Annotated in this window: 15 protein-coding genes; 5 read left to right on the top strand and 10 right to left on the bottom strand. The window is 72.2% G+C overall.

Annotated elements, in window-relative coordinates:
* Positions 1 to 30 precede the first annotated feature (30 nt).
* From BGP79_RS06345 to glf, 4 genes are read right to left on the bottom strand one after another with little or no spacing between them, the layout of a single operon-like run.
* A complete protein-coding gene (locus BGP79_RS06345) occupies positions 31 to 831 on the bottom strand; it encodes an ABC transporter ATP-binding protein (protein ID WP_083701626.1) in 801 nt (266 codons plus the stop codon).
* Positions 832 to 1,689, bottom strand: coding sequence for an ABC transporter permease (locus BGP79_RS06340; protein WP_076693753.1), 858 nt, complete (start codon positions 1,687 to 1,689; stop codon positions 832 to 834).
* Entirely contained in the window at positions 1,686 to 3,737 is a 2,052-nt protein-coding gene (locus BGP79_RS06335) for a glycosyltransferase (RefSeq protein WP_083701625.1), read from the bottom strand. The genes BGP79_RS06340 and BGP79_RS06335 overlap by 4 nt, the downstream gene beginning before the upstream one ends.
* Positions 3,734 to 4,921 (bottom strand): UDP-galactopyranose mutase, encoded by a 1,188-nt coding sequence (gene glf / locus BGP79_RS06330; RefSeq protein ID WP_076693752.1) that lies wholly within the window; start codon positions 4,919 to 4,921, stop codon positions 3,734 to 3,736. Before glf ends, BGP79_RS06335 begins: the two co-directional genes overlap by 4 nt.
* Before the next feature lie 754 nt (positions 4,922 to 5,675).
* On the opposite strand from glf, the gene BGP79_RS06325 reads away from it, so the two are divergent.
* The gene (locus BGP79_RS06325) at positions 5,676 to 10,076 is read left to right on the top strand and encodes an FtsK/SpoIIIE domain-containing protein (RefSeq protein ID WP_143588318.1); all 4,401 of its coding nucleotides are present in this window, start codon (positions 5,676 to 5,678) and stop codon (positions 10,074 to 10,076) included.
* On the opposite strand, the gene BGP79_RS06320 is transcribed toward BGP79_RS06325, so the two are convergent.
* Positions 10,048 to 10,521 carry a hypothetical protein gene (locus tag BGP79_RS06320; RefSeq protein WP_083701623.1) on the bottom strand — a complete coding sequence of 158 codons (474 nt, stop codon included), beginning with the start codon at positions 10,519 to 10,521 and terminating at the stop codon, positions 10,048 to 10,050. The genes BGP79_RS06325 and BGP79_RS06320 overlap by 29 nt on opposite strands.
* A 277-nt stretch (positions 10,522 to 10,798) precedes the next feature.
* On the opposite strand from BGP79_RS06320, the gene BGP79_RS06315 reads away from it, so the two are divergent.
* A complete protein-coding gene (locus BGP79_RS06315) occupies positions 10,799 to 11,047 on the top strand; it encodes a WhiB family transcriptional regulator (RefSeq protein WP_076693750.1) in 249 nt (82 codons plus the stop codon).
* 81 nt (positions 11,048 to 11,128) lie between these two features.
* Here BGP79_RS06315 and BGP79_RS06310 read toward each other — a convergent pair whose 3' ends face one another.
* The 4 genes from BGP79_RS06310 to BGP79_RS06295 all read right to left on the bottom strand — a co-directional run bounded on the left by BGP79_RS06310 (position 11,129) and on the right by BGP79_RS06295 (position 19,920).
* Positions 11,129 to 12,640 carry a sensor histidine kinase gene (locus tag BGP79_RS06310; protein WP_076693749.1) on the bottom strand — a complete coding sequence of 504 codons (1,512 nt, stop codon included), beginning with the start codon at positions 12,638 to 12,640 and terminating at the stop codon, positions 11,129 to 11,131.
* A 1-nt stretch (position 12,641) separates the two neighbouring features.
* Positions 12,642 to 17,525, bottom strand: a complete 4,884-nt coding sequence (locus tag BGP79_RS06305) for an NAD-glutamate dehydrogenase (protein WP_076693748.1) — start codon at positions 17,523 to 17,525, stop codon at positions 12,642 to 12,644.
* Positions 17,526 to 17,689: 164 nt separating this feature from the next.
* Positions 17,690 to 19,273, bottom strand: coding sequence for a hypothetical protein (locus tag BGP79_RS06300; protein ID WP_076693747.1), 1,584 nt, complete (start codon positions 19,271 to 19,273; stop codon positions 17,690 to 17,692).
* Entirely contained in the window at positions 19,270 to 19,920 is a 651-nt protein-coding gene (locus BGP79_RS06295) for a hypothetical protein (RefSeq protein WP_076693746.1), read from the bottom strand. The genes BGP79_RS06300 and BGP79_RS06295 overlap by 4 nt, the downstream gene beginning before the upstream one ends.
* A gap of 166 nt (positions 19,921 to 20,086) precedes the next feature.
* On the opposite strand from BGP79_RS06295, the gene BGP79_RS06290 reads away from it, so the two are divergent.
* Entirely contained in the window at positions 20,087 to 20,296 is a 210-nt protein-coding gene (locus tag BGP79_RS06290) for a helix-turn-helix domain-containing protein (protein ID WP_076693745.1), read from the top strand.
* A gap of 10 nt (positions 20,297 to 20,306) precedes the next feature.
* Here the strand turns inward: BGP79_RS06290 and BGP79_RS06285 are convergent, their stop codons facing one another.
* Positions 20,307 to 20,864 carry a hypothetical protein gene (locus BGP79_RS06285; protein WP_076693744.1) on the bottom strand — a complete coding sequence of 186 codons (558 nt, stop codon included), beginning with the start codon at positions 20,862 to 20,864 and terminating at the stop codon, positions 20,307 to 20,309.
* Between the two features lie 99 nt (positions 20,865 to 20,963).
* On the opposite strand from BGP79_RS06285, the gene BGP79_RS16385 reads away from it, so the two are divergent.
* Positions 20,964 to 21,878 (top strand): LysM peptidoglycan-binding domain-containing protein, encoded by a 915-nt coding sequence (locus BGP79_RS16385; RefSeq protein ID WP_076693743.1) that lies wholly within the window; start codon positions 20,964 to 20,966, stop codon positions 21,876 to 21,878.
* Positions 21,875 to 22,537, top strand: coding sequence for an Rv3235 family protein (locus BGP79_RS06275; protein ID WP_076693742.1), 663 nt, complete (start codon positions 21,875 to 21,877; stop codon positions 22,535 to 22,537). Before BGP79_RS16385 ends, BGP79_RS06275 begins: the two co-directional genes overlap by 4 nt.
* The last annotated feature ends 91 nt before the right edge of the window (positions 22,538 to 22,628 follow it).

Genomic DNA, 22,628 nt, shown 5'->3' with positions numbered 1-22,628 from the left:
GTGCTGCTGCCGGCCGCTGCCGGCGTGGTGTCAGTCCTCGCCGCGGAGACGTTTGATGGCGTTCTCGACGGGACCGTCGAGGACCTTGCGGCCGTGCTCGAGGAGGATGCCGCGGTCGCACAGCTGCGCGACCTTGTCGAGTTCGTGGCTGACGACGACCAGGGTGCGGCCCTGCGCGACCATCTCGGAGATCCGCTCCATGCACTTCTTCTGGAACGGCTCGTCCCCGACGGCGAGGATCTCGTCCACGAGGAAGACGTCCGGCGTCGTGTGGATCGCCACGGCGAACGCGAGCCGCAGGTACATGCCCGAGGAGTAGAACTTCACCTCGGTGTCGATGAACTGCTCGATCTCGGAGAACGCGACGATGTCGTCGAACTTGTCCTCGATCTCCTGCTGCGTCATTCCGAGGATCGCGCCGTTCAGGTACACGTTGTCCCGGCCGGTCAGATCCGGGTGGAAGCCGGCGCCGACCTCGATCAGGCCGGCCACCCGGCCGCGCGTGGCGATGTCGCCGTCGTCCGGCCGCATGACGCCGGAGATCAGCTTGAGCAGGGTCGACTTGCCGGACCCGTTGAGCCCCAGCAGCGCGACCGACTCGCCCTGGCGGACGTCGAAGCTGACGTCGTCGAGCGCCTTGAACCGCTCCGACAGGTCACCGCGGCGGCCCTTGACCAGCCAGACGAAGGCCTCCTTCATCGAGCGGGTGTGCCGCAGGACGAACTTCTTGGTCACGTTCCTCGCGACGATGACGACGTCGTCGCCCGAGTCCGAGCCCGGTGACGCGGCCGAGGCCCCCGACGGTGTCGCGGTGCGGTTCTGGCTCTTCATTCACAGCTCCTGGGCAAAGTGACCTTCCAGCTTCCGGAAGGCGAGGTCTCCGACGACGAGGACGAGTACGCTGACGACCAGCGCGATCGGCGTCCACTGCGTGAGCAGGTGCGGCGGAATGTCCGCGGTCCCGTCGGTGGTCGGCAGCCAGAACGCGTAGTGGAAGAGCTCGACGGCCACGGTGATGGGGTTGGACATGTAGATCGGGAACACCCAGGCGGGCAGTTCCTTCTGCACCATCGTCCACACGTACAGCACCGGCGAGAGCCAGGTGGCGACCATCGTGATCAGGTCGACGATGTTCTCCGAGTCCCGGAAGAAGACGTTGGCCACGCCGAACAGCAGGCCGAGGCCCGAGGAGAGCAGCACCATGATGACCATCGCCACGATGATGGAGCCGATCTGCAGCAGGCCCGGGTGCCAGCCCACCGCGAAGCACGCGATCAGCAGGATGAGCAGCTGCGGCAGGAAGTGGATCAGCGCCACCCACACCGTCGAGACGGAGAACAGTTCGCGCGGCAGGTAGATCTTCTTGATCAGCGCCCCGTTGGCCACCATGGCCCGGGCGCCGTTGCCGAACGCCTCGCCGAAGAAGTTGATCAGCACGATGCCCGAGAACAGGTACACGGGGTAGTTCGCCATGCCCTTGTTCAGGCCGAGGAACACGCCCAGGGCCAGGTAGAACACGAGGAACTGCACGCCCGGCTTGATGTAGGACCACACCAGGCCCAGCACCGAGCCGCGGTAGCGGACCTGGATCTCCTTGTTGACCAGCAGGCGCAACAGGTAGCCGTGGCGGAAGACGTCGGCCAGGCCGCGCCCCTGCCCCGGCCGGACCAGCGGCTGCACCGCGGTCATCGCCGCACCTCGGACTCGGTGTACGCCGTGAAGGTCTCCTCCCAGGCCTCGGCGGAGGCGATCCGCGCGGCGGCGTCACGGTACTGGCGGCGCAGTCGCGGCCACTCGCGCAGCAGCTGCGCGTGCAGCGCGGCGGAGCGGGCCAGCTGCTGGCGCAGTTCCGCGGGGTCGCGCCGGTACCAGGCGACCCCGGTGCCCTCGGCGTTGGAGACCAGCGCCGAGTCGTACTGCGAGATGCGCCACCACTTGTTGTCCTGGTGGGCGATGTGCGCCTGCGGGCGGGCCTGCGCGGACGGGGAGACCGGGGCGATCAGCTGGCGCGCGACCGTCTTCGCGGCCCACGGGATCAGCTTCGAGTAGCCGGGGGCGGAGAACCCCTGGCCGTGCCGCGGGGGCTTCTCCACGTGCGGCGCCGGGTACTTCTCGACGTCGGCAGCGAGCTGCGCGTCCGGGTACTCGCTCGTCATCGCGCGGATCTGCTTGATCCGCTCCGGCAGGATCCGGTGCAGCTGCTCCGGTCCGGCGAGCACGTCCTCCAGGGCCATCGCTCGGCCGGCGGCCGTGTAGTACTGCATGGAGATCAGGTGCTTGATGTCCGCGTAGCCGGACTCGCGCAGCACCTTGCCACCCCGCTCGTACGGGGAGTGGATGAGCGCGGAGATCAGGCGGTTGCGGATGTGGAAGTACGCCTGCCAGCCGACCAGGTCGTCCTTGTCGATCCACGAGACGTGCCACACGGCGGCACCGGGCAGCGACACCGTCGGGTAACCGGCCTTCTTGGCGCGCAGCCCGTACTCGGCGTCGTCCCACTTGATGAACACCGGCAGCGACAGGCCGATCTCGCGGATCACGCTGGTGGGGATCAGGTCCATCCACCAGCCGTTGTAGTCGACGTCCACCCGGCGGTGCAGCCACGGGGTGTTGCGCAGCGTGAACCGCTCCAGGTCGTGGCCGAGCACCTGCTCGGGGACCGGCTGGTCCGGCTGGAAGCGCCACGGGTTGACGACCTCGCCGAACGTGTGGAGCACGGTCCGGTTGTAGAGGTCGAACATGTGGCCGCCGACGATGGTCGGCTTGCGGCAGCGGTCCGCGAAGGTCAGGAGCCGGCTGATGGAGGCCGGTTCGATGACGACGTCGTCGTCCAGCAGCAGCGCGTAGTCGCTGCCGTTCTGCACGGCCTCGTACATGCCGCGGGAGAAGCCGCCGGAACCGCCCAGGTTGGCCTGGTTGATGATCCGCAGCTTGCCCGGCAGCCGCGCGGCGACGGCCTCGAAGTCGGGGTGGTCGGCCACCTTGGTGGAGCCCTGATCCACGATCAGGATCTCCTGGAGCACGTCCAGGGCCTCGGGGCTGTCCGCGAGCAGACGGAGGTTGTCCAGGCAGTAGGACACCTTGTTCATGGTGGTGATCTGCAGGGTGATCCGGCCCGGCGTGCGGCCCTCGTCGACGCCCTGCCAGCCGGCCTCGTCGAGGATCAGCGCCTCGTTGCCGGCCACCAGGTCGAACCAGTACCAGCCGCCGTCGCCGAACGGGGCCAGCGGCAGGTCGAACACCGTGTCGGCGGGACCGCTCACGCGCCGCGAGTCCACGCGCTGCAGCGAGCCGCGGGCGTTGGACTTGTAGACGATGATCGTGCCGGTGCCGCGGGTGCGCACGGAGAGCCGGACGGCCTCGAGCGTGGTCCAGCGCCGCCAGTAGGAGGCGGGGAACGCGTTGAAGTAGGTGGCGAAGGAGATCCGGCTGCCGGCGCGCACGGTGGTCGCAGTGCGGCTGATGAAGTCCTCGGCGTGGGCGGTGCCGCCGCTGCTGGAGACCGGCGCGGCGCGTTCGACGCCGCGGGAGTCCTCGGCGGAGCCGTCCATGGTGCTGAGCTGGGCGCCCGCCGCGCTGCCGATGTCCACGTACAGCGGGATGGTGTCCATCTGGGCCGCGGTCGGCAGGATCACACGCTGCAGCGTCGTGAACCGCTCGTCGCTGCCGGTGGCGGTGTCGCTGCCGGTGCTGGTGCCGGTGGCCGGCTGGTTGGTGCTCGTCGCGTCGGCGCTCATTCGTCCACTCCCCCGCTGACCAGCGGCTGTCCGCCGCTGAAGTGCGGCTTGATCTTGTTCTCGTACATGGTCAGCGCGGAGCCGATCGCCATGTGCATGTCCAGGTACTTGTAGGTGCCGAGCCGGCCGCCAAACAGCACGGACTTCTCGCCGCGCGCCAGGTCGCGGTACGCCAGCAGCTTCGCGCGGTCCTCGGAGGTGTTGATCGGGTAGTAGGGCTCGTCGCCCTTCTCCGCGAAGCGCGAGTACTCGCGCATGATGACCGTCGCGTCCTTCGTGTAGTCCCGCTCCGGGTGGAAGTGGCGGAACTCGTGGATGCGGGTGAAGGGCGTGTCCTCGTCCGGGTAGTTCATCACCGGGGTGCCCTGGAAGTCCTCGATGTCCAGGACCTCCTCCTCGAGGTCGATGGTCCGCCAGGAGAGGTCGCCCTCGGCGTAGCCGAAGTAGCGGTCCACCGGGCCGGTGTAGACGACGGGCACCTGGCCGAGCACCGCGTTGCGCCCCAGCTCGTGATCCTCGTCGAAGAAGTCGGTGTTGAGGTGGACCTCGATGTTCGGGTGGTCGGCCATCCGCTCGATCCACGCCGTGTAGCCGTCGACCGGCAGGCCCTCGTGGGTGTCGTTGAAGTACCGGTTGTCGTACGTGTACCGCACCGGCAGCCGCGAGATGATGTCCGCCGGCAGGTCCTTCGGGTCCGTCTGCCACTGCTTGCCCGTGTAGTACTTGATGAACGCCTCGTACAGCGGCCGGCCGATCAGCTGGATGCCCTTGTCGTTCAGGTTCTGCGGGTCGGTCCCGGCGAGCTCGCCGGCCTGCTCGCGGATCAGCTCGCGCGCCTCGGCGGGGCTGTAGGCCGAGCGGAAGAACTGGTTGATGGTGCCGAGGTTGATCGGCATCGGGAACACCTCGCCCTGGTGACGCGTGTAGACGCGGTGCACGTACGAGGTGAACTCCGTGAACCGGTTGACGTACTGCCAGACGCGCTCGTTGGAGGTGTGGAAGAGGTGTGCGCCGTAGCGGTGCACCTCGATCCCGGTCTTCTCCTCGTTCTCGCTGTAGGCGTTTCCGCCGATGTGGTGCCGCCGATCCAGCACCGCCACCTTCAGCCCGAGTTCCTCCGCGGCTCGCTCGGCCACGGTCAGGCCGAAGAAGCCCGAGCCGACGACGACAAGATCAGCTTTCACCAACACTCCTGGTAATCGAGGAATCCGGGCGCGCGCAGGACGCCGCCCGGGAAGCACCGCCCCAAGATTACCCGACCGGCACCCTGCGACCGCCGGGAACGCGGCCTGTCGCGGAGTTCCGTACCGGGCGCTTCTCCCGCCACAGGGGGCAGCCGACGGTCGGTTGTGCACATCGTCACGCCGATGCCGGCCGGGCGCGGTGCCCCGGCCTACCGTCGAGCCGACGGCGATCTCGAGCCCTCGACGGCGGCGGTGCGGCGCGGTCGGTGGGCAACGGGAGTGCGGCGGCGCGAGCATGGCGCACGCGGGGTGCGGCGGCGGCGCGGGCGCGGGCGCGGGCGCCACGAGCGACCGGGCGACGGTTCTCGCCGGCGAGCGCGGTGGCTCCTCGCCGTCACGGCGAATGACGTCGAGATCCGAGTCGGGAAGGAGGATGAGCGTGCGGGTACAGATCGTCCTCGTGCACGGCCCCGGTGTGGGCGGTGGCGCTGACCGCGCTTCCGGGCGCGGGTGCCGGTGCCGGGCCCCGGTGGTCCACCTGGTCGCCGATCTGCCCGACGCGGGTGGCGACCACGCGGACGGCGAGCCGGTGTCCGGTCACGGGCCGCCGTCCGGGTGCTCGAAGGACGCTGGACCGGACGTGGCTAGCCTGGGCGCGGCGGACTGCGGCGCGACGGGCCGCAGTGCAGCGGGCCGCGGCGCCGCAGCTCCGACCGGGGGATCGGGCGCGACCGCAGCGGTCCCGGCCGCTCCGGTGACGGAACCGACGGGTCCGGGACCGATCCTCGCGGCGCTGGTGCTCCGGGTCTGCGGCCGGGGCGATGCCACCGTCGACGGCGTGGCCCTCGACCGGGTGCGCGTGCTTCCCGCCACGAACTCCCTGGTCGTGCGGGTCGGCGTGCCGCCGAGGCGATCCGGTGGCGAGGACGGCGTCGGCACCGTGCCGCCCACGGATCGCGATCTGGCGGCCGGACTCGTGCTGGGCGTGGCCGGCGGCGCGGGAGCGGGCACGCTGCTGGCCCTGCATCGGGGACGGCACACGATCGGGCGCGCCGGCTCGGACCTGGTGATCGACGACCCGTCCGTCTCGCGCCACCATGCCACCCTGGACGTCCTGCCCGACCGCATCGTGCTGAGCGACACCGGATCCGCCAACGGGCTCGTCGTGGACGGCCGTCGGCAGGTCCACGCCGTGGTCACCGTGGACTCCCGGATCACTGTCGGGTCGGTGCCGTTGCGGCTGCGTGCCGCCGACGACCTGTTGCCGTCCCACCCGACCCGTCTCGGGGCACCGCTCGAAAAGCCCGCGTCGTTCGTCCCTCCGGCCGTCGTGTCCCGCAGCGCGCCGCCCGGTCTGCTGGCGGTCTCGGCCGCGCTGCCGCTGGTCATCGGCATGGTGCTCGCGGTGACGACGGGGTCCTGGATGCTGCTTGGCCTGACGGCGATGTCGGTCCCCGTGAGCCTCGTCCCGGCGCTGACGGCGGTCCGGGCGGCGCGCATGGAGCGCCGAAGGGGCGGCCACCCGGCGTCCCCTCGGGGCGCGAGCAACGCCGGAGGGAGCACGGTCGGGACGGGCGCTGGCGGTGGCAACGCGACTGCCGAGGACGCCGACGGTGTCGTCGGCCTCCCGGACCTGACCGTTCATCAACTCGCCGCGCACCAGCACGCCGGCCCAGGGGTGCCCGACGAGCGGGTGCGTGGCGGACGAGCCCCCGTCGAGCACGATCTCGTCGAGCGGGGCGGCGCGGGCGGGCTCGGCGGCGGGGCACCGGGGAACCACGCACCGGCGGTCCCGGCTCGACCGGCGGCCCCGCTGCGCCTCGGAAGCGACCAGGCATTCGTCCGCGCGGGTCGAGAGGCGACGCCCGGCCGACGCCCCCGGTGGCGGGTTCGACGGCGCCCTCCTCGCGGCGGCCGCCGCACTCGTGCGGTCGGGCTCCGGAGCGCCGCACAGCGGCCGCCGTCGCCGGTGGCCGCGGCGGCGACGGTCGTGATCGATCTCGCCGCGCAACGGCGGATCGACCTCCTCGGACCGGCCCACGCCACCGCCGGCCTCGTCCGAGCGGTGCTGACCCAGCTCGCGGGCCTGGACCCCGCGCTGCGGGTGCACCTGTGCGTCGATGCGCAGACCAGCGCGAGCGCCCGACTGCTGCCGTGCGTCACCGTGCTCTCCCCCGCTCTCGCCGACCTCGGTGGTGGTCAGGGTGACGGCACCGCCGCGGCGGACGTGCTGATCGTCGAGCTCAGCCGTCTGGATGCCCGTGGACGCGCCGAGCTCGATCGTGTGCTGCAGCATCCGCCCCCGGTGCTGATCCTCATCGGCGCAGGTGTGGCGGATCCCGCCACGGCATCCGGAGGCGTGGCGGCCGACCGAGCGATCGTCCGGCTGGCCATCGGGGCGCACTGTCACGCCGGACCCAGCGCCGCGACCGGGCCGGGGGCGACGAGGACATGCGCCACGGATACCGCCTCGAGCAATGCCTCCGCCCGCAACGCCGGCTCGAGCATCGTGACGCCCACCCGGACGTCCACGACCGTGCTCGACGCCGGCTCCGCGGCCACTGGCTCGATCGTCACCGCGGACGGCGAGCGCAGCTTCGTTCCGGACCTGATGACGGCCGCGGCCTTCGAGGACCACTGCGTCTGGCGAGCGGCGTCCGCGCAGCCGGCGGCCCGGATCCGCTCCTCGAGCGCGCTGCCCGCCCACTGCGCCGCGGAGGCCGTACACGAGAGCGCCCGGTCCCGCACCGGGACGGCCCGACTGCCCTGCGTCCTCGGCATGGGCACCGACGGTCCGCTCATGATCGACCTCGCAACCGACGGTCCGCACCTGCTCATCGCCGGCACGACCGGTGCGGGCAAGTCCGAACTGCTCCGCACCCTCGTGACGTCACTGGTGCGCGACCGCACGCCGGCGCAGCTGGGCCTCGTGCTGATCGACTTCAAGGGCGGGACGGCACTGGCACCCCTCGCCGCGCTGCCCCACTGCGACGCCCTCATCACCGACCTCGACGGCGGGCTGGACCGCGCGCTCGCCTCGGTGCGCGCCGAGCTGCGGCAGCGAGAAGCCCTGCTCCGACGTTGGGGAGCCGACGGCGTGGACGACGCGGCCATCCCACCGGACGCGGCTCCCGGGCGGTTGGTGATCGTCATCGACGAGTTCCGGGTGATGGTCGACGATCACCCCGACGGCCTGGCCGAGCTCGTGCGTCTCGCCGCGCAGGGCCGGTCGCTGGGCATCCATCTGGTGATGGCGACGCAGCGGCCGCGCGGCGCGGTCAACGGCGACATCCGCGCCAACACCGCGATCCGGATCGCCCTGCGCACCCAGTCGGAGGAGGAGTCGTTCGACGTGCTCGGCTCCCCGGTGGCCGCCCGCCTGCCCGCTCGACTGCCGGGCCGCGCCTGGATCAGCGTGGGAGACCGCCCACCGGTCCTCTTCCAGACCGCCACGGTCACCCTCGCCGACGGCATCGCCGGTGCGCTCAGGTCCCGGCCAGCGATGCCGCGGATCGCCCGGTGGGACGCCGAGGGCATCGGGGAGAACGCCTGGCTCGTGCTGCCCGCGCCGTCGACGGCCGGGGACCCGGCACCACCCCCGGCAGCACCGGCATCACCGGCTCGACGGTGCATCATCGCCCCGCCGCTGCCGCCGGCCTGCTCCGGCTCGGACGTCCTGCTCCACGCCGCGGAGGCTGCACGCCCGGGGAGTGCGCCGCTCGGGCTGATCGATCGGCCGGACGAGCAACGGCTGCAGCCCTGGCTGCATCGACCCGGCGTCGACGCCCACCTGGCCGTCCTCGGTGAGGATCGGCCGGCGGTCGTGGACGTCGTGCGTCGCCTGCTCGCGGCGACGGCCGCCGGCGCGCGCTGTTACCTGCTCGACGCAGCGGACACCCTCGCCGGCGTCCTGCCGGAGACCGCGATCGGTGCCCGGGTCACGGCGGCGGAGCCGCAGCGCGCCGCACGAGTGCTCGAGCGCCTCGTCCAGACGGTCGACGCCCGGGGCCTGGCCGCGACCGACGCGAGAGCGGAATCCGCTACCGGGGCTCGTCCGGGGGACGGTCCGGACGACGAGCCCACCACCCTGTTGCTCGTGGTGCACGACTGGTCCGTCTGGAGCGCGGCCTTCCGCGCACATCCGGGAGCCGGTGGCGAGGAGCTGCTCGTGCGTCTGGCGTCCGGGTCGGCCCCGAGCCTCAAACTGATCGTCAGCGGCGGCCGGGACCTGCTCGCCAGCCGGATGCTCACCGCTCTGGGGTGCCGGGTCCACGTGCCCGGCACCGCGGACCCCCTGACCGTCGCCGGGTGGCCCCGGCTGCCACGGGTCGAGCGGATCCCGGGCCGGGTCGTCGTCGAGGCGCCCGACGCCGGACCGGTGCCGGCCCGGGCGCAGCTGATTCTTCCCCCGATGCCTCAGACGATCACCCCGCCCGTGGACCGCGGCGACCCGGTGGGAGACGGCCCCGTCATCCGGGCCCTGCCGACCCGGCTCACCCTCGCTCAGATGCTGCCGCACCGGACAGGAGGCGTCACGGAGGGGTCCGCCGGATGGTCGTTGCTCGCCGGTCTCGGCGGCGACGGGAAGGACCCCCGGCATCTCGTGGTGGGCCCGGGGCGTGTCCTACCGGTGATCGGTGCCCCCGGCTCGGGTCGCAGCACCCTGCTGCGAGCGCTGCTCGCGCTCGACGCCGACCGGCGCGGCACGTATCGGGACCGCCCGGACCCGGACATCACCGGTCCGCACCACGTCGAGGAGCCCACCGTGACGCTCTGGCCCGGCGCGCGTCCCGATCCCGGCGGGACGGGGCCGGGTGTCCTGTTGGTCGACGACGCGGACACCGCCGACCCGGCGAGCCTGCAGCGGCTCGGCGACCTGGTGGCCGAGGGCTTCGCGGTCGTGGTCGTCGTCGCCACGTCCACCGCTCTCACGCACCGGTTGCCGCTGATCTCGGCGGCGCTGGTGGAGCGCCGCTTCGTCGTGGTGGGGATGGACGACCCGACGGCGCTCACACCGCTGGGCGTGCGGCTCCCTGTCGACCCGACCGCGGTGCGGGGCCGGGCGATGGAGGTGAACGGCTCGGGTCGTCACCTGTTCCAGGTGCCGGACGTGACCGGCGACCCGTTCAGCCGGCGGCCGGGGCGGGAGTGGTGAAGGCGATGACGTCGCGCCGGAAGAGGAGGTAGATGACCGCGAGTGCCGGCAGGCCCAGCAACAGCGCCCATCCCCACGACGCTCCGGTGAGCGAGGCCGCCGCGATGGCGAACAGGAAGAACTGCCAGACCAGGACGGCTGCCCGCGCCCACCGGCGGCCGCGGGTGAGCGCCACCGCACTGACCGCCTGCCACGCGGCGACCAGCAGGATCAGGGTGAGCGTGAACACCGCACCGCCGACCGAGGCGGCCGGGGACGAGACCAGGGCGGCGCCGTACCAGAACCCGACGACCAGCATGCCGAGCACCTCGAGCAGCACCACGCCGACCAGCACCAGCACGGCCGCGGGGCGGGAATGCGCGGCTTCACCGCGGCGTTGTTCCGTGCTGTCGGCGGACGTGGACCGCGGGACGCCGGAGTCGTCGGCCGGTTGCTTCTCAGTCATGGGGCTGCATCCTCACCCCGGCAGCCTAGTCGGGGTGAGCATCGCCGAACCGGCTCACACGGGAGCGTCCGCAGGCAAGGGCAGGCCCTGTGATCTTTTTCTCAGGGCTGTGGCGAATGTCCAGCACATGACCTCTTGTTTGCCAAAACGTTGCATGTCAGGCTGGAACAAGCCGTGAACGTCGACCCCGACCCCGGGTCCGTTCGACAGATTGATGTCTCTTGGTGACCGTGAGCCCTCTGGTCGATTCCGGTCACCGTACGAAGGAGTTGTTCCCATGGATTGGCGTAGTCGTGCCGCGTGTCTCGAACGCGACCCCGAGCTGTTCTTCCCCGTCGGCAACACCGGCCCCGCTCTGCTCCAGATCGAGGAAGCGAAGAGCGTCTGCCGTCGCTGCCCCGTGATGGACACCTGCCTGCAGTGGGCCATCGAGACCGGCCAGGACGCCGGTGTCTGGGGTGGCATGAGCGAGGACGAGCGTCGCGCCATGAAGCGCCGTGCCGCCCGCGCCCGCCGCGCCAGCTGACCTTCCTCTTCTTCGACTGATGGCCCGCACCCCTCGGGGTGCGGGCCATCAGTCATCTCCGGGGGGACAGGACACCTGAGCTCAGTCGTCGTCGGCGTTGCGCATCGGGATCGTGACGCGGACCAGCGTCCCGCCGGCCGGCCGCGGCTCCCAGCCGATCGTGCCCGCCAGCTCGCTGCCCACAAGGGTGCGCACGATCTGCATGCCGAGGCCCTCGTGCTCCGGCGCGTACACCGGGCTGCCGCCCGGAGCCGCCGGTCGTTCCGTCAGCCCCACCCCGTCGTCCTCGACGGTCAGGGTGAGCGCCTGGTGCGGCTCGTCGTCGGGCGTGCGGCAGGCGGAGACCGTCACGGTGCCGGAGCTGTCCCGCAACCCGTGCTCCACGGCGTTGGTCACGAGCTCGTTGATGACGAGCGCCAGCGGCGTCGCCAGATCGCTGCGCAGTTCCCCGAACCGGCCGACCAGGGCCGTGCGCACCTCCTGGCCGGGGGACGCCACCTCCGCGGCCAGCCTGATCTGCCGGCCGATCAGCTCGTCGAAGTCGACGTTCTGGGCCAGGCCCTGCGAGAGCGTCTCGTGCACGAGGGCGATCGTGGCCACCCGGCGCATCGCCTGCTCCAGGCCCTGCCGCCCCTCCTCCGACTTCATCCGCCGGGACTGCATCCGCAGCAGCGCGGCCACGGTCTGCAGGTTGTTCTTCACCCGGTGGTGGATCTCCCGGATGGTCGCGTCCTTGGACACCAGCTCCATGTCACGGCGCCGCAGTTCGGACACGTCCCGGCACAGCACCAGGGCCCCGAACCTGTCGTCGCTGTCCCGCAGCGGGATGGCGCGCAGCGTCAGGCTCACGCCCCGGCTCTCGACCTCGGTCCGCCACGGCATGCGCCCGGTCAGCACCAGTGGCAGGGTCTCGTCGACGAGGCGCTGGTCGCGCAGCAGCGACGTCGTCACCCGGGCCAGCGACTGGCCCTCCAGGGAGTCGACCTCGCCGAGCCTCCGGAACGCCGACACCGCGTTCGGGCTCGCGTACTGCACGGTGCCCTCGACGTCGAGCCGGATCAGCCCGTCCCCCACCCGCGGGGCGCCTCGGCGCGTGCTCGTGGGCGTCGCGAAGTCCGGCCACAGGCCGAGCGTGCACATCCGGAGCAGGTCGAACGCGCACTGCCGGTAGGTCATCTCCAGGCGGGACGGCAGGCGCGCGTTGGACAGGTCCAGGTGGCTGGTGATGACGGCCAGGGTCCGGCCGTTGCGCACCATCGGCACCGCCTCGACCTGCGTGCCGTGCTCGTCGGCCCAGTCCGTCGCCGAACTGCGCTCGATCTGCCGGCTCACCTCCGCCCGGGCCACCAGCGGCGCCAGGTCGTCGGGGATCCGGTCGCCGACGGGGTCGGTGTGGAACACCGTGTGCGACGTCGACGGACGCACGTGCGCGACGGCCGTGTACCCACCGTCCCCATCGGTGAACCAGAGCACCAGGTCCGCGAACGCGAGGTCCGCGACGAGCTGCCAGTCCCCCACCAGCAGGTGCAGCCATTCGGCGTCGCCCGGACCGAAGTCCGCGCGTCTGGTCATGGGGTCGGTGAAGATGGCCATGTCACCTCCGGACGATGGAGCGGAGCAGTCGCAGCGCCACCGACAGCGACGCCATGTCGTCGGTCTGGCGGGTGGTCGCCTCATTGAACATACTGCGCACCCGGTCCAGTCGCTCACTGTTGAGCTGCTGCCACCGCTCGAGCCGCTCGGGCCCGTCCGCCTCGGGGGTGTCCTCGGTGGACTCGATCACCGTGGTCGTCAGGTCCGCGACGGTCGAGTAGAGGTCCTCCCGCAGGGCGCCACGGGCGAGGGCCTGCCACCGGTCCAGCCGGGGCAGCCGGGTGATCCGCTCGAGCAGGTCGTCCACCTCGAACCGGTCGTAGATGGCGAAGTACGTGTTCAGCACCAGCTCGATCGGCTGCCCGTTCTGCCGCGCCAGTTCGGCGACGTCGAGCAGCGCGTAGCTCTCGAACAGTCCGGCCCACCGCGCCGCGAGGCCGTCCGGGACCCCGCCGTCGACCGCCCGCTGGTACCACTGCCGCTCCCGCTCCAGGTCGGTGCCGCGCAGGAAGCGGCCGATGCCCTTGCGCAGCGGGTCGATCACCGGCTCGAACAGCTCGACCGACCGGCCGATCCGCTCGTCGGCGTAGCCGTGCGTCACGAACCAGCGCACCGCGCGGTCCAGCAGCCGGCGCAGATCGGAGTAGATCAGGCACCACGTCTCCGTGGGCACCCCGGCCGGCACCTCGGTCAGCTTCCGCACGACGTCGTCGAGCGCGTAGATCCGGCGCAGGGAGGTGAACGCCCGGGCGATCGACGCCTCGTCGACACCGGTCTCCTCCATGGCCCGGAACGCGAAGGTGATGCCGCCGATGTTGACCATGTCGTTGGCGACGGCGGTCGCGATGATCTCCCGGCGCAGCGGGTGCGCCAGCACCTCGTCGCGGAACCGCTCCCGGATCGGGCGCGGGAAGTACGCCAGCAGCACGTCCTCGAACCACGGGTCGTCGGGCACGTCGCTGCGCAGCAGCGCACCGGTGAGCTGGATCTTCGCGTATGCCGCGAGCACCGACAGTTCCGGCGAGGTCAGGCCCCGGCCGTCGGCGATCCGCTCCTCGACCTGCTCGGTGGTCGGCAGGAACTCGAGGGCCCGGTCCAGGTCGGCGTGCTCCTCGAGCCAGTCCATGTGCCGTTCGAAGCTCGGCGCCCACTCGGGCCCGTGCTGCTTGTCGTTGAGCAGCAGCAGGTTCTGGTCGACGTTGTCCGCGAGCACGAGCTCGGCGACCTCGTCGGTCATGGAGTGCAGGAACGTGGCGCGTTCCGCTGCGTCGAGCCGGCCCGCGCGGACGGCGGAGTCGACCAGGATCTTGATGTTGACCTCGTGGTCGGAGCAGTCCACGCCGGCGGAGTTGTCGATCGCGTCGGTGTTGAGCACGACGCCGGCCAGGGCGGCCTCGATCCGGCCGCGCTGGGTCATGCCGAGGTTGCCGCCCTCGCCGATCACGCGGGCACGCACATCGGCGCCGTCGATGCGGATCGCATCGTTGGCCTTGTCCCCCACCGAGGCGTTGGTCTCGGTGCTCGCCTTGATGTAGGTGCCGATGCCGCCGTTGTAGAGCAAGTCGACCGGGGCGGTGAGGATGAGCTTGAGCAGCTCGGGTGGGCTGAGCTGCTGCACGCCCTCGGGCAGCCCGAGCACCGCGCGGACCTGCGCGGAGACCGGGATGGACTTGGCCGTGCGCGGGTAGATGCCCCCGCCGGCGCTGATCAGGCTCGCGTCGTAGTCGGCCCAGGAGGAGCGGGGCAGGTCGAACAGCCGGCGTCGCTCGGCGAACGAGGCGGCCGGCTCCGGGTCGGGGTCGAGGAAGACGTGCCGGTGGTCGAAGGCGGCCACGAGGCGGATGTGCTCGGAGAGCAGCATCCCGTTGCCGAACACGTCGCCGCTCATGTCGCCGATGCCGACGACGGTGAAGTCGTCCGCCTGCGTGTCGGTGCCCAGTTCCTTGAAGTGCGCCTTGACGGACTCCCAGGCGCCGCGGGCGGTGATGCCCATGGCCTTGTGGTCGTAGCCCACCGAGCCGCCGGAGGCGAAGGCGTCGCCGAGCCAGAAGCCGTACTCGGCGCTGATGGCGTTCGCCGTGTCGGAGAACGCGGCGGTGCCCTTGTCCGCGGCGACCACGAGGTACGGATCGTCCTCGTCGTGCCGGACGACGTCGTCGGGCCCGACCACGCTGGCCGTGCCGTCCTCGGCGGTGATGCGGTTGTCGGTCACGTCCAGCAGCGCGCGGATGAAGGTGCGGTACGCGTCCTGCCCGGCCTCGAGCCAGGCGGCGCGGTCCACCGCAGGGTCGGGCAGTCGCTTGGGGTAGAAGCCGCCCTTCGCGCCGGTGGGTACGATGACGGCGTTCTTCACGGTCTGCGCCTTGACCAGGCCGAGGATCTCGGTGCGGAAGTCCTCCTGGCGGTCCGACCAGCGCAGGCCGCCGCGGGCGACGGCGCCGAAGCGCAGGTGCACGCCCTCGACCTCGGGCGAGTACACCCAGATCTCGAACGCCGGCCGGGGTGCCGGCGCCGCGGTGATCTCGCGGGTGGCCAGCTTGAAGGCCAGGCGCGAGCTGCCCTGGTAGAAGTTGGTGCGCAGCGTGGCACCGATGACCTCGGCGAACCCGCGCAGCAGCCGGTCGGCGTCCAGGGTGGCCACGGCCTCGATCGCCGCATCCAGGGCGGCGCCGGCCTGCTCCCGCCGCGCGACGCGGACGGCGTCGTCGGCCGCGCCGAGCTGCGGGTCGAACGCGGCCTCGAACACCGCGACCAGCGCCCGAGCGACGTCCGGGTTGGCGAGCAGGGTGTCCCCCATGAACCCGTAGGAGCTGGGGTTGCCGAGCTGGCGCAGGTACTTGGCGTAGGCGCGCAGCACCTGCACCTGCCGCCAGTGCAGGCCCTCGGCGAGGATGAGCCGGTCGAACCGGTCGGACTCCATCGCGCCGGCCATCGCGGCGCGGAACGCGTCGGCCAGGTCGATCGCCCCGGCCATCGGGTCGATGCCCACTGGGTACTTCAGGCCGAGGTCGTACAGGTGGAACGTGGCACCGTCGGCCCGCTCGATGCGGAAGGGCCGCTCGTCGAGCACCTGCAGGCCGAGGTTGTGGAAGACCGGCAGCAGCGCGGTCAGCGAGCGCGGCTCGGTCAGGTAGATCTTCAGGCGCGCGTCGGCGGCCGAGGCGGGGCTGTCGTCGTCCTCGTTCGTGGCGTCGGGGCAGCGGAGCACGAGCTGGGGGTGCCCGCTCGCCTCGGCCTCCTCGAAGCGGCCGATGTCCTCCAGGGCGTCCTCGACCTCGAAGTCGGCGCGGTACGCGGCCGGGAACGACTCGGCCCACTGGCCGGCGAGGCGGCTGACCTCGGTCAGCTCGGTGCGGGTCCGCAGCACCTGGTCGATGCCCTCGGACCAGGAACGGCTCGCCCGCTGGACGCGCTTCTCGAGGTCGTCGACGTCGACGTCGCGCACCTCCACGCCCTGGGGCAGGCGGATCCGGAAGTACAGCCGGGCCAGCACCGACTCGCTCATCCGCGCCTCGAAGTCGATCGACTCGGCGCCGAAGGCGGTGGTCAGCTCGTTCTCGATCCGGTGCCGCACGCTCGTGGTGTACCGGTCGCGCGGGAGGTAGACGAGCACGGAGACGAACCGTCCCCACACGTCGGTGCGCAGGAACAGTCGGGTCCGGCGACGCTCCTGCAGGTGCAGGATCGCGGTGACCGTCTCGATCAGCTCGGGGGTGCTGATCTGGAACATCTCCTCGCGCGGGTACGTCTCGAGGATGTTCTTCAGGTCCTTGCCGGAGTGGGAGTCGGGCGGGAAGCCGCAGTGCCGCAGCACGGCCTGCACCTTGTCGCGGACCAGGGGGATGTCCTCGACGGAGCCGGTGAACGCGCCCGCGGCCAGCACCCCGAGGAACAGCTTCTCGCCGATCACGTTGCCGGCGGCGTCGAAGTCCTTGACCCCGAGGTAGTCCAGCCAGGCGGGCCGGTGCACGGTCGAGCGGGAATTGGCCTTGGTCAGGACGAGCGCGGTCTTCTCCCGGGCCTTGCGCTGACCGGCGCTGGTGAGCTGGTGCTGGACGTGCTCGGCGTGCCGGAGCACCCCGAGGGCGGTGCCGGGCCGGTTGACGAGGACCTCGTGCCCGTCGCGGTCGACCAGGTCGTGCTCGCGGTAGCCGACGAGGGTGAAGTTGTCGTCCGCGAGCCAGCGCAGCAGCTGAGCCCCGCTCGTGCGCGCGGTGATGGTGGGGTCGGTCAAGGCCTCCAGCCCCTCGGCGGCGTCGATCAGCGCCTCCCGCATGGGGGTGAAGTCGTCGACGACGGCGCGGACGTCGCCGAGCACGCGGCGGGCGCCGTCCACGAGGGCGTCGCGCTCCTCGGTGGAGTCCACCCGGGCGGCCTCGACGGCGATCCAGGACTCGACGGTGCTGACGGTGTCCCCGGACTCGCCGTCGGCGACGCGGGCGGAGACGTGCGGCAGTGCGGCGGTGTCCCCGCTGGAGACGCCGCTGTGGCTGGGGACCTTCTCGACGCTGCGCAGCCGACCGGTGGTCCGGTCGCGGGTGACGATGAAGGTGGGGTGGCTGACCTGCCGGATGGCCGCGTGATGACGGGCGATCTCGGCGACGACGGAGTCGACGAGGAAGGGCATGTCGTCGATGACGACGTAGAGCACGGTGGCGTCCGGCTCGGAGTCCGCGAGGACGAGCGCCTCACCCGGCCGGCGGGTGGCCGCCAGCTCCTGGTGCCGGTGGACGCGCTGGACCAGCGTGTCCTTCTCGTAGGACTCGAGGTCCTCGGCGGAGAGGTGCTGGTAGTAGTTCGTCACGAACACCTCATCGCCCGCCGGGTCCACGGTGGTGGCTCCGGACGGCGAGGCGGGTCGATCGGACTGGTCTCCGGCAGACATCGGGGGTGGCCTCCGTACGCATCGGGATGTGCGTCCGCGCCGTTGCGGACGTCTCCCTCGACACTAGTCCGGGACGTGACGGGCGTCATGAACGCCTCGCCCAGTCAGATGGCGCGTCCTTGTGCAGGTGCCCGACCGGTTCGGCCAAATTCGCCCGGCTTCGTTCAGACGCCGTCGGGCTCCAGCGCCGTCGCTCTTCCCGTCGTCCGCGACCGCCGGAACCATGCCGGTCGAACCCGCTCCGCAGCCTCGCATCCGAGCAGGGACGGCACCAGACTGCGGATGCCGGCCCGGAGGGCGCTTCCGGGCGCCGACTCCCGCAGCACCGTGCCGCCGAGCAGGGCGGCGTCGGCGGCGGGATCGGCGGGCAGCAGCGCCGCGATCGGCAGCTCGGGCCCGTACCGCTCCCACGCGGCCCGGATCTGCTGGCGGCTCCCCCGGCCGACGCTCTCCCGGCGCACCCGGTTGACGGCCACGACCGGCGTGGCGGTGGGCACCGCCTCGGCCAGCTCGGCGATGCCCTTGACGAGGCGGGGCAACCCGATGGCGTCGGCGCCGCCGACCGCGATCACGATGTCGGCCTTCTCGAGGGCGCGGAGGGTCGCGCCGTTGCGCCGGGGGGCCACGGTGTCGAAGCTCAGTTCCTCATCCGCCTCCAGGCAGAAGCCGCAGTCGATGACGGTCGCCCGCGCCGTGGCTCGGCAGAGGTCGATCACGCTGCTCAGCGCCGATGGCCGCACCTCGGGCCAGCGGTCCGGTCGGGTGATGCCGGTGAGCGCGCGGAGCCGGCCGCCCCCGACGACGACGTCCGCGGCCACCCGGTGCAGGCCGGCGACATCGAGCAGACCCTGGTCGGCGAGCCGGCAGGCCTGGGCCACCGGGGCCGTCTCGTCCAGGAGTCCGAGCATGACCGCGGTGCTCGATCCGTACGTGTCCACGTCGACGAGATACGCGGTCCCGAGGTCGGACGCGAGTTCGGCGGCCAGATTCACGGCGATGGTGCTGCGGCCCGGGGCGCCGGTGGGTCCCCACACGGCGATCACGACACCCGGCTCGTCACGGGCTTCATCACGGATCTCGTCACCGGGCTGGTCACGGGAGCCGCCGGTGGTTCCGGCGCGGGTGGCACCGCGGACGCCGTCGTGTCCCGAGCGCCCGGCCGCGTTCCCTTCCCCGCTCCCACCGTCCGACGCGTCGGACATCCCGCCGGTCTCGGCGTCCGCCTCGGGTCCCGGACTGCTCACGACCGGTCCGTGCAGGTCCGTCGGACCGTGCGGGTCGGACGGTCCACGCGGGTCGGACGACGTGCGCACATCGGAGAGCCCCGGCCGCCCCGGCGACTCCGAGGTGTCGACGGGCTCGGACGCCCCGCTCCCGGCGGTCGACCGTCCCGTCCGCTCCGGCGGGTTCGCGGCCGCGGTGAGGACGGCGGCGGCCAGATCCGCGGTCGTGATCGCCGGCGGAAGGACGCGCACGCCGAGGGTGGACAGCCATGCCGCCCGCTCGCGGTCCGCGGTCAGCGCCAGCACCGGGATGCCGGACGCGGTCATCCGCTCGAGCAGATGCCCGGGCAGGTCGTCGACCGCGTCGGCGATGAGGGCGACCTCCGCCAGCCCGCTCTCGCAGACCGCGAGCAGATCGGCCGGCTCGGCGCATCGCCGCACCACCGTCACCGGACCGCGGAGTCGTTCGAGCCCGGCGACGTGGTCGGCCGGGGTGTCGCCGAGGATCGCGAGCGGGACGCTCATCGGGCGGCCGGGTTCCAGACCACCGAGATCCTCGCCTGGTTACCCAGGGCGTTGAGGAGCTGCGGCATGGTCGCGTCGTCGACGAGGACCTGCAGGATCGTCTGCCGGGACGCGCCCAGGGCGGAGGTCGTCGTGGTGACCTCGGCGATCTCGGCGCCGGGCAGCAGCCGCACCGGCTTCTGGAAGCTGTTGGGACTGGAGCCGGGCATGGCGACCCACACGTCGACGCGGGCTCCGGCCACCGCCTCCCGGGGAAGGGCCTCGGTGATGGTGATGGCCACCGGCTTGCGCTTCAACGCATCGGGCCGGCCGACGGCGGAGAGGGCGACGAACTCGCCACGGGGCACGTGCCGCGTGACCACCGCGCCGTCGGCGGGCAGGCTGCCCGGAGCCAGGTAGGCCGCCTGCGCATCCCCGAGCCGCACGCGGGTGACGCTCAGGTCCTCGACGCGCAGCGGCTGCCCCACCGTCAGATCGGCGCGGGCCGTGTAGACCTCGGTGCTGCGGTCCAGCCCGGTGACGAGGGCGACCACGCCGGCGACGGAGGCGATCACGAGCAGGACGCCGAGCAGCAGCCGCGGATCCTTCCAGGACGGCCTTCTCAGACGCGGCGTCTCGGACGCGGCACGTGCGGTCACCGTGGTCATCGTTCTCCCCCTGCTGGGCCCATCCCCCGGGCACCGTGGTCCTCACTGTAGACGGCAGCAGCGTCGCAGTCACCGGGTCGGCGGACCTGTGGACAACGCACGGATCGGCCGGCCGGGGATGCCAGAATGAACCCGGAGATGACGACGGCCGGACTGGAGGTGGACGATGCCCCGTTTCCTCACACTCAGCGACGTCTGCGAGGAACTGCAGATCTCGTCCGCGCAGGGGTACGCACTGGTCCGCACCGGCGAGCTGCCCGCCATCCAGGTCGGCGGACGCGGCCAGTGGCGCGTGGAGCAGACCGTCCTGGACGCCTACATCGAGTCCAAGTACGAGCAGACGCGGCAGCAGGTGGCGAGGGACCGCACGCGCTGAGCCCGCATGCTCACCGGGCGAGCGAGCTGATCCTCAGACACCCGGCCGTCGCCAGGGTGGTCGTGACGCCCGTGCGATCCGGCCGCAGCTCGCCGGGGTGGACCGTCGTCAGATCGACGAAGTCGCGGCCCACGCGGTCGATCCGGCCGTGCACCGCCGTCGACCCCGGGCCGACGGCGAGCGCCGCGGTGACGAGCGCCCGGTCCCGGCTCAGTCCTCGCAGCGCTGACGCGAGGCTCAGCCGGTCGCCGACCGAGGACGCCTCCGGAGCGGTCGCACGGTGCAGGCCCTCCCACGATCGGCACCACGACGTCACGACGATGACGTCGAGCGCGCCCGAACGCAGGCACACCCAGGTCGACCCGGTGAACCCCACCGTGCCGTCCACCGTCTCGCCGTCGGCCTGCACCGTCCGTACCCGCTGACCCACACTCGCGCGCAGCCGGCCGGCCAACGTCACACTGCCGTGGTCGAGACGGGTGCGCTCGGCGATCTCGCTCTCCTGCGCACGATCCTGCAGCGCGCTCCACTGACTCTGCAGATCCTCGAAGAGCGCATCCCATCTCATGTCCACACCGTAGCGCCGACCCGTTTACCGAAGACACCCAGAGTGCTACAAATGAGGTCAAACGCTATCAAACGAGACGATGGACGGGTCGTGAGAGCGATGCGACAGCACCACGAGGACCGATGGACCGCCGCGCGGTCGGAGGCACGACGGCCGGCGGGATCGGGGCTGCCGGGGCTCGGCACGGCGGCCGCCGTGCTCGGTCTCGGACTGCTCAACGCCGGCATCGGCGGACTGCTGCTGAACCGGCTGCAGTCCGCACCGGCCGGGACGAGTCCGATCGACCGGGCGCGACCGGGCACCGACGTCCTGGAGGCCGTCGCGTCGGGGAACGCGCCGCTCGAGATCGCCGTCGGCGCCGCGGTATCGGCCATCGGCATCGCGATCACCGGCTGGTGGGTCCTCTGCCTGGTGGTGACGACGGGCGTCGAGCTCCGCCGCCGCCGGGCCGGCCGCGCGTCGGGTGCACCGTCCCTGCTGACGCCGGTGTTCATGCGCCGTCTGGTGGGCGCCCTGCTCAGCGCTCATCTGATGGCAGGGACCGCCGGGACCGCGGGCGCGGCCGTGGACGCCGGCCCGACGATTCCCGTGGTCGCGGCGGCGCCGGTCGCGTCGGCCTCGCCTTTCCCGGCCTCAGCAGTCCCGGCCATGTTCCTGTCGCCCGCAGCCCGGGCCGCCTCTGTCGTGCCGGCGAGCGATCCCGCGCCGGGCGCCGACCCCTGGTTCGTGCCGCGGGCACCGGCGCTCGAGGACGGCGCGCCGCTGGTCCGGCCGCCCTCACGGGATGATGCCGCCCCAGCGAACACGGCGACCGTCGTCGCCGGCGACACCCTCTGGACCCTCGCGGCCCGCCAGCTCGGCCCGCTGGCCACGGACCTGCAGATCGCTCGACTGTGGCCGCGCTGGCACGCCCTCAACCGGGACCTGATCGGAGCGGACCCGGGCATGATCCGACCCGGACAGGTGCTCCGGGTGCCCGCCGTCGCCGGCGGCCCGGAAGGAGCAGACCGATGAGGACCCGGGCGGGCGCCGCGGCGCCGCTGCAGCACGACCATCCGCTCGTCGAGGAGGAGCCGGCCGCCGGGTCGGCACCGCCGCCGATCACCACGCGGTGGGCACCGGCGCAACGGCTCGGCGCTCCCCCGGTCCGCCTCCGCCCCGATCGCCCCGCCTCGCTCCACCCGGTCGAGCTGGCCAGCGACGGCCGGAGCGACGGCCGGAGTGACGTTGGGGACGTTGCGACCCGTGAGCCGGCGCGCGTCCTGCCGCTGGAGGACGAGACGACCCGGCGGGTGATCGCGCAGACCCGCGCGGTGGGTCAGGCGATCCTCGAGGTCCTTGCCGGTGCCCGACCCGCTGGTCAGCTGGTGCGCTGGATGGACCCGACCGTGCACGAGGCCCTCGTGCTGAGGGCGGAACTCGTGCGGGCCAGCACGCTGCGATCCGACCACGCCCGCGGCCCGGCGGGAGCGCCGGGCCGGACCGGGACGACCGAGCCTCGGCGACCGCTGTTCCGTCAGGCCACCGTCCGCTCGGTGCACGCGTGCCGGGTGACGGCACGCTGCTACGAGATGAGCCTGGTGATCAGCGAGCCCGGACGTTGCCGCGCGATGGCGCTGCGCCTGGAACTCCGCCACCTGCAGTGGCGGGTGACCGCCCTGCAACTGGGCTGACGGCCGGATCGACCGTCGGCCCGCACCTCCAGCTGAACCACGGGACGCGAGAACGCAGGAGGGCCCAGCCGATCGGCCGGGCCCTCCTGTG

This window comes from Tersicoccus sp. Bi-70 (genome assembly GCF_001968825.1).
Classification (GTDB): domain Bacteria; phylum Actinomycetota; class Actinomycetes; order Actinomycetales; family Micrococcaceae; genus Tersicoccus.
The sequence above is the reverse complement of the archived record's forward strand: the minus strand, read 5'-3'. Positions and strand labels throughout refer to the sequence as shown.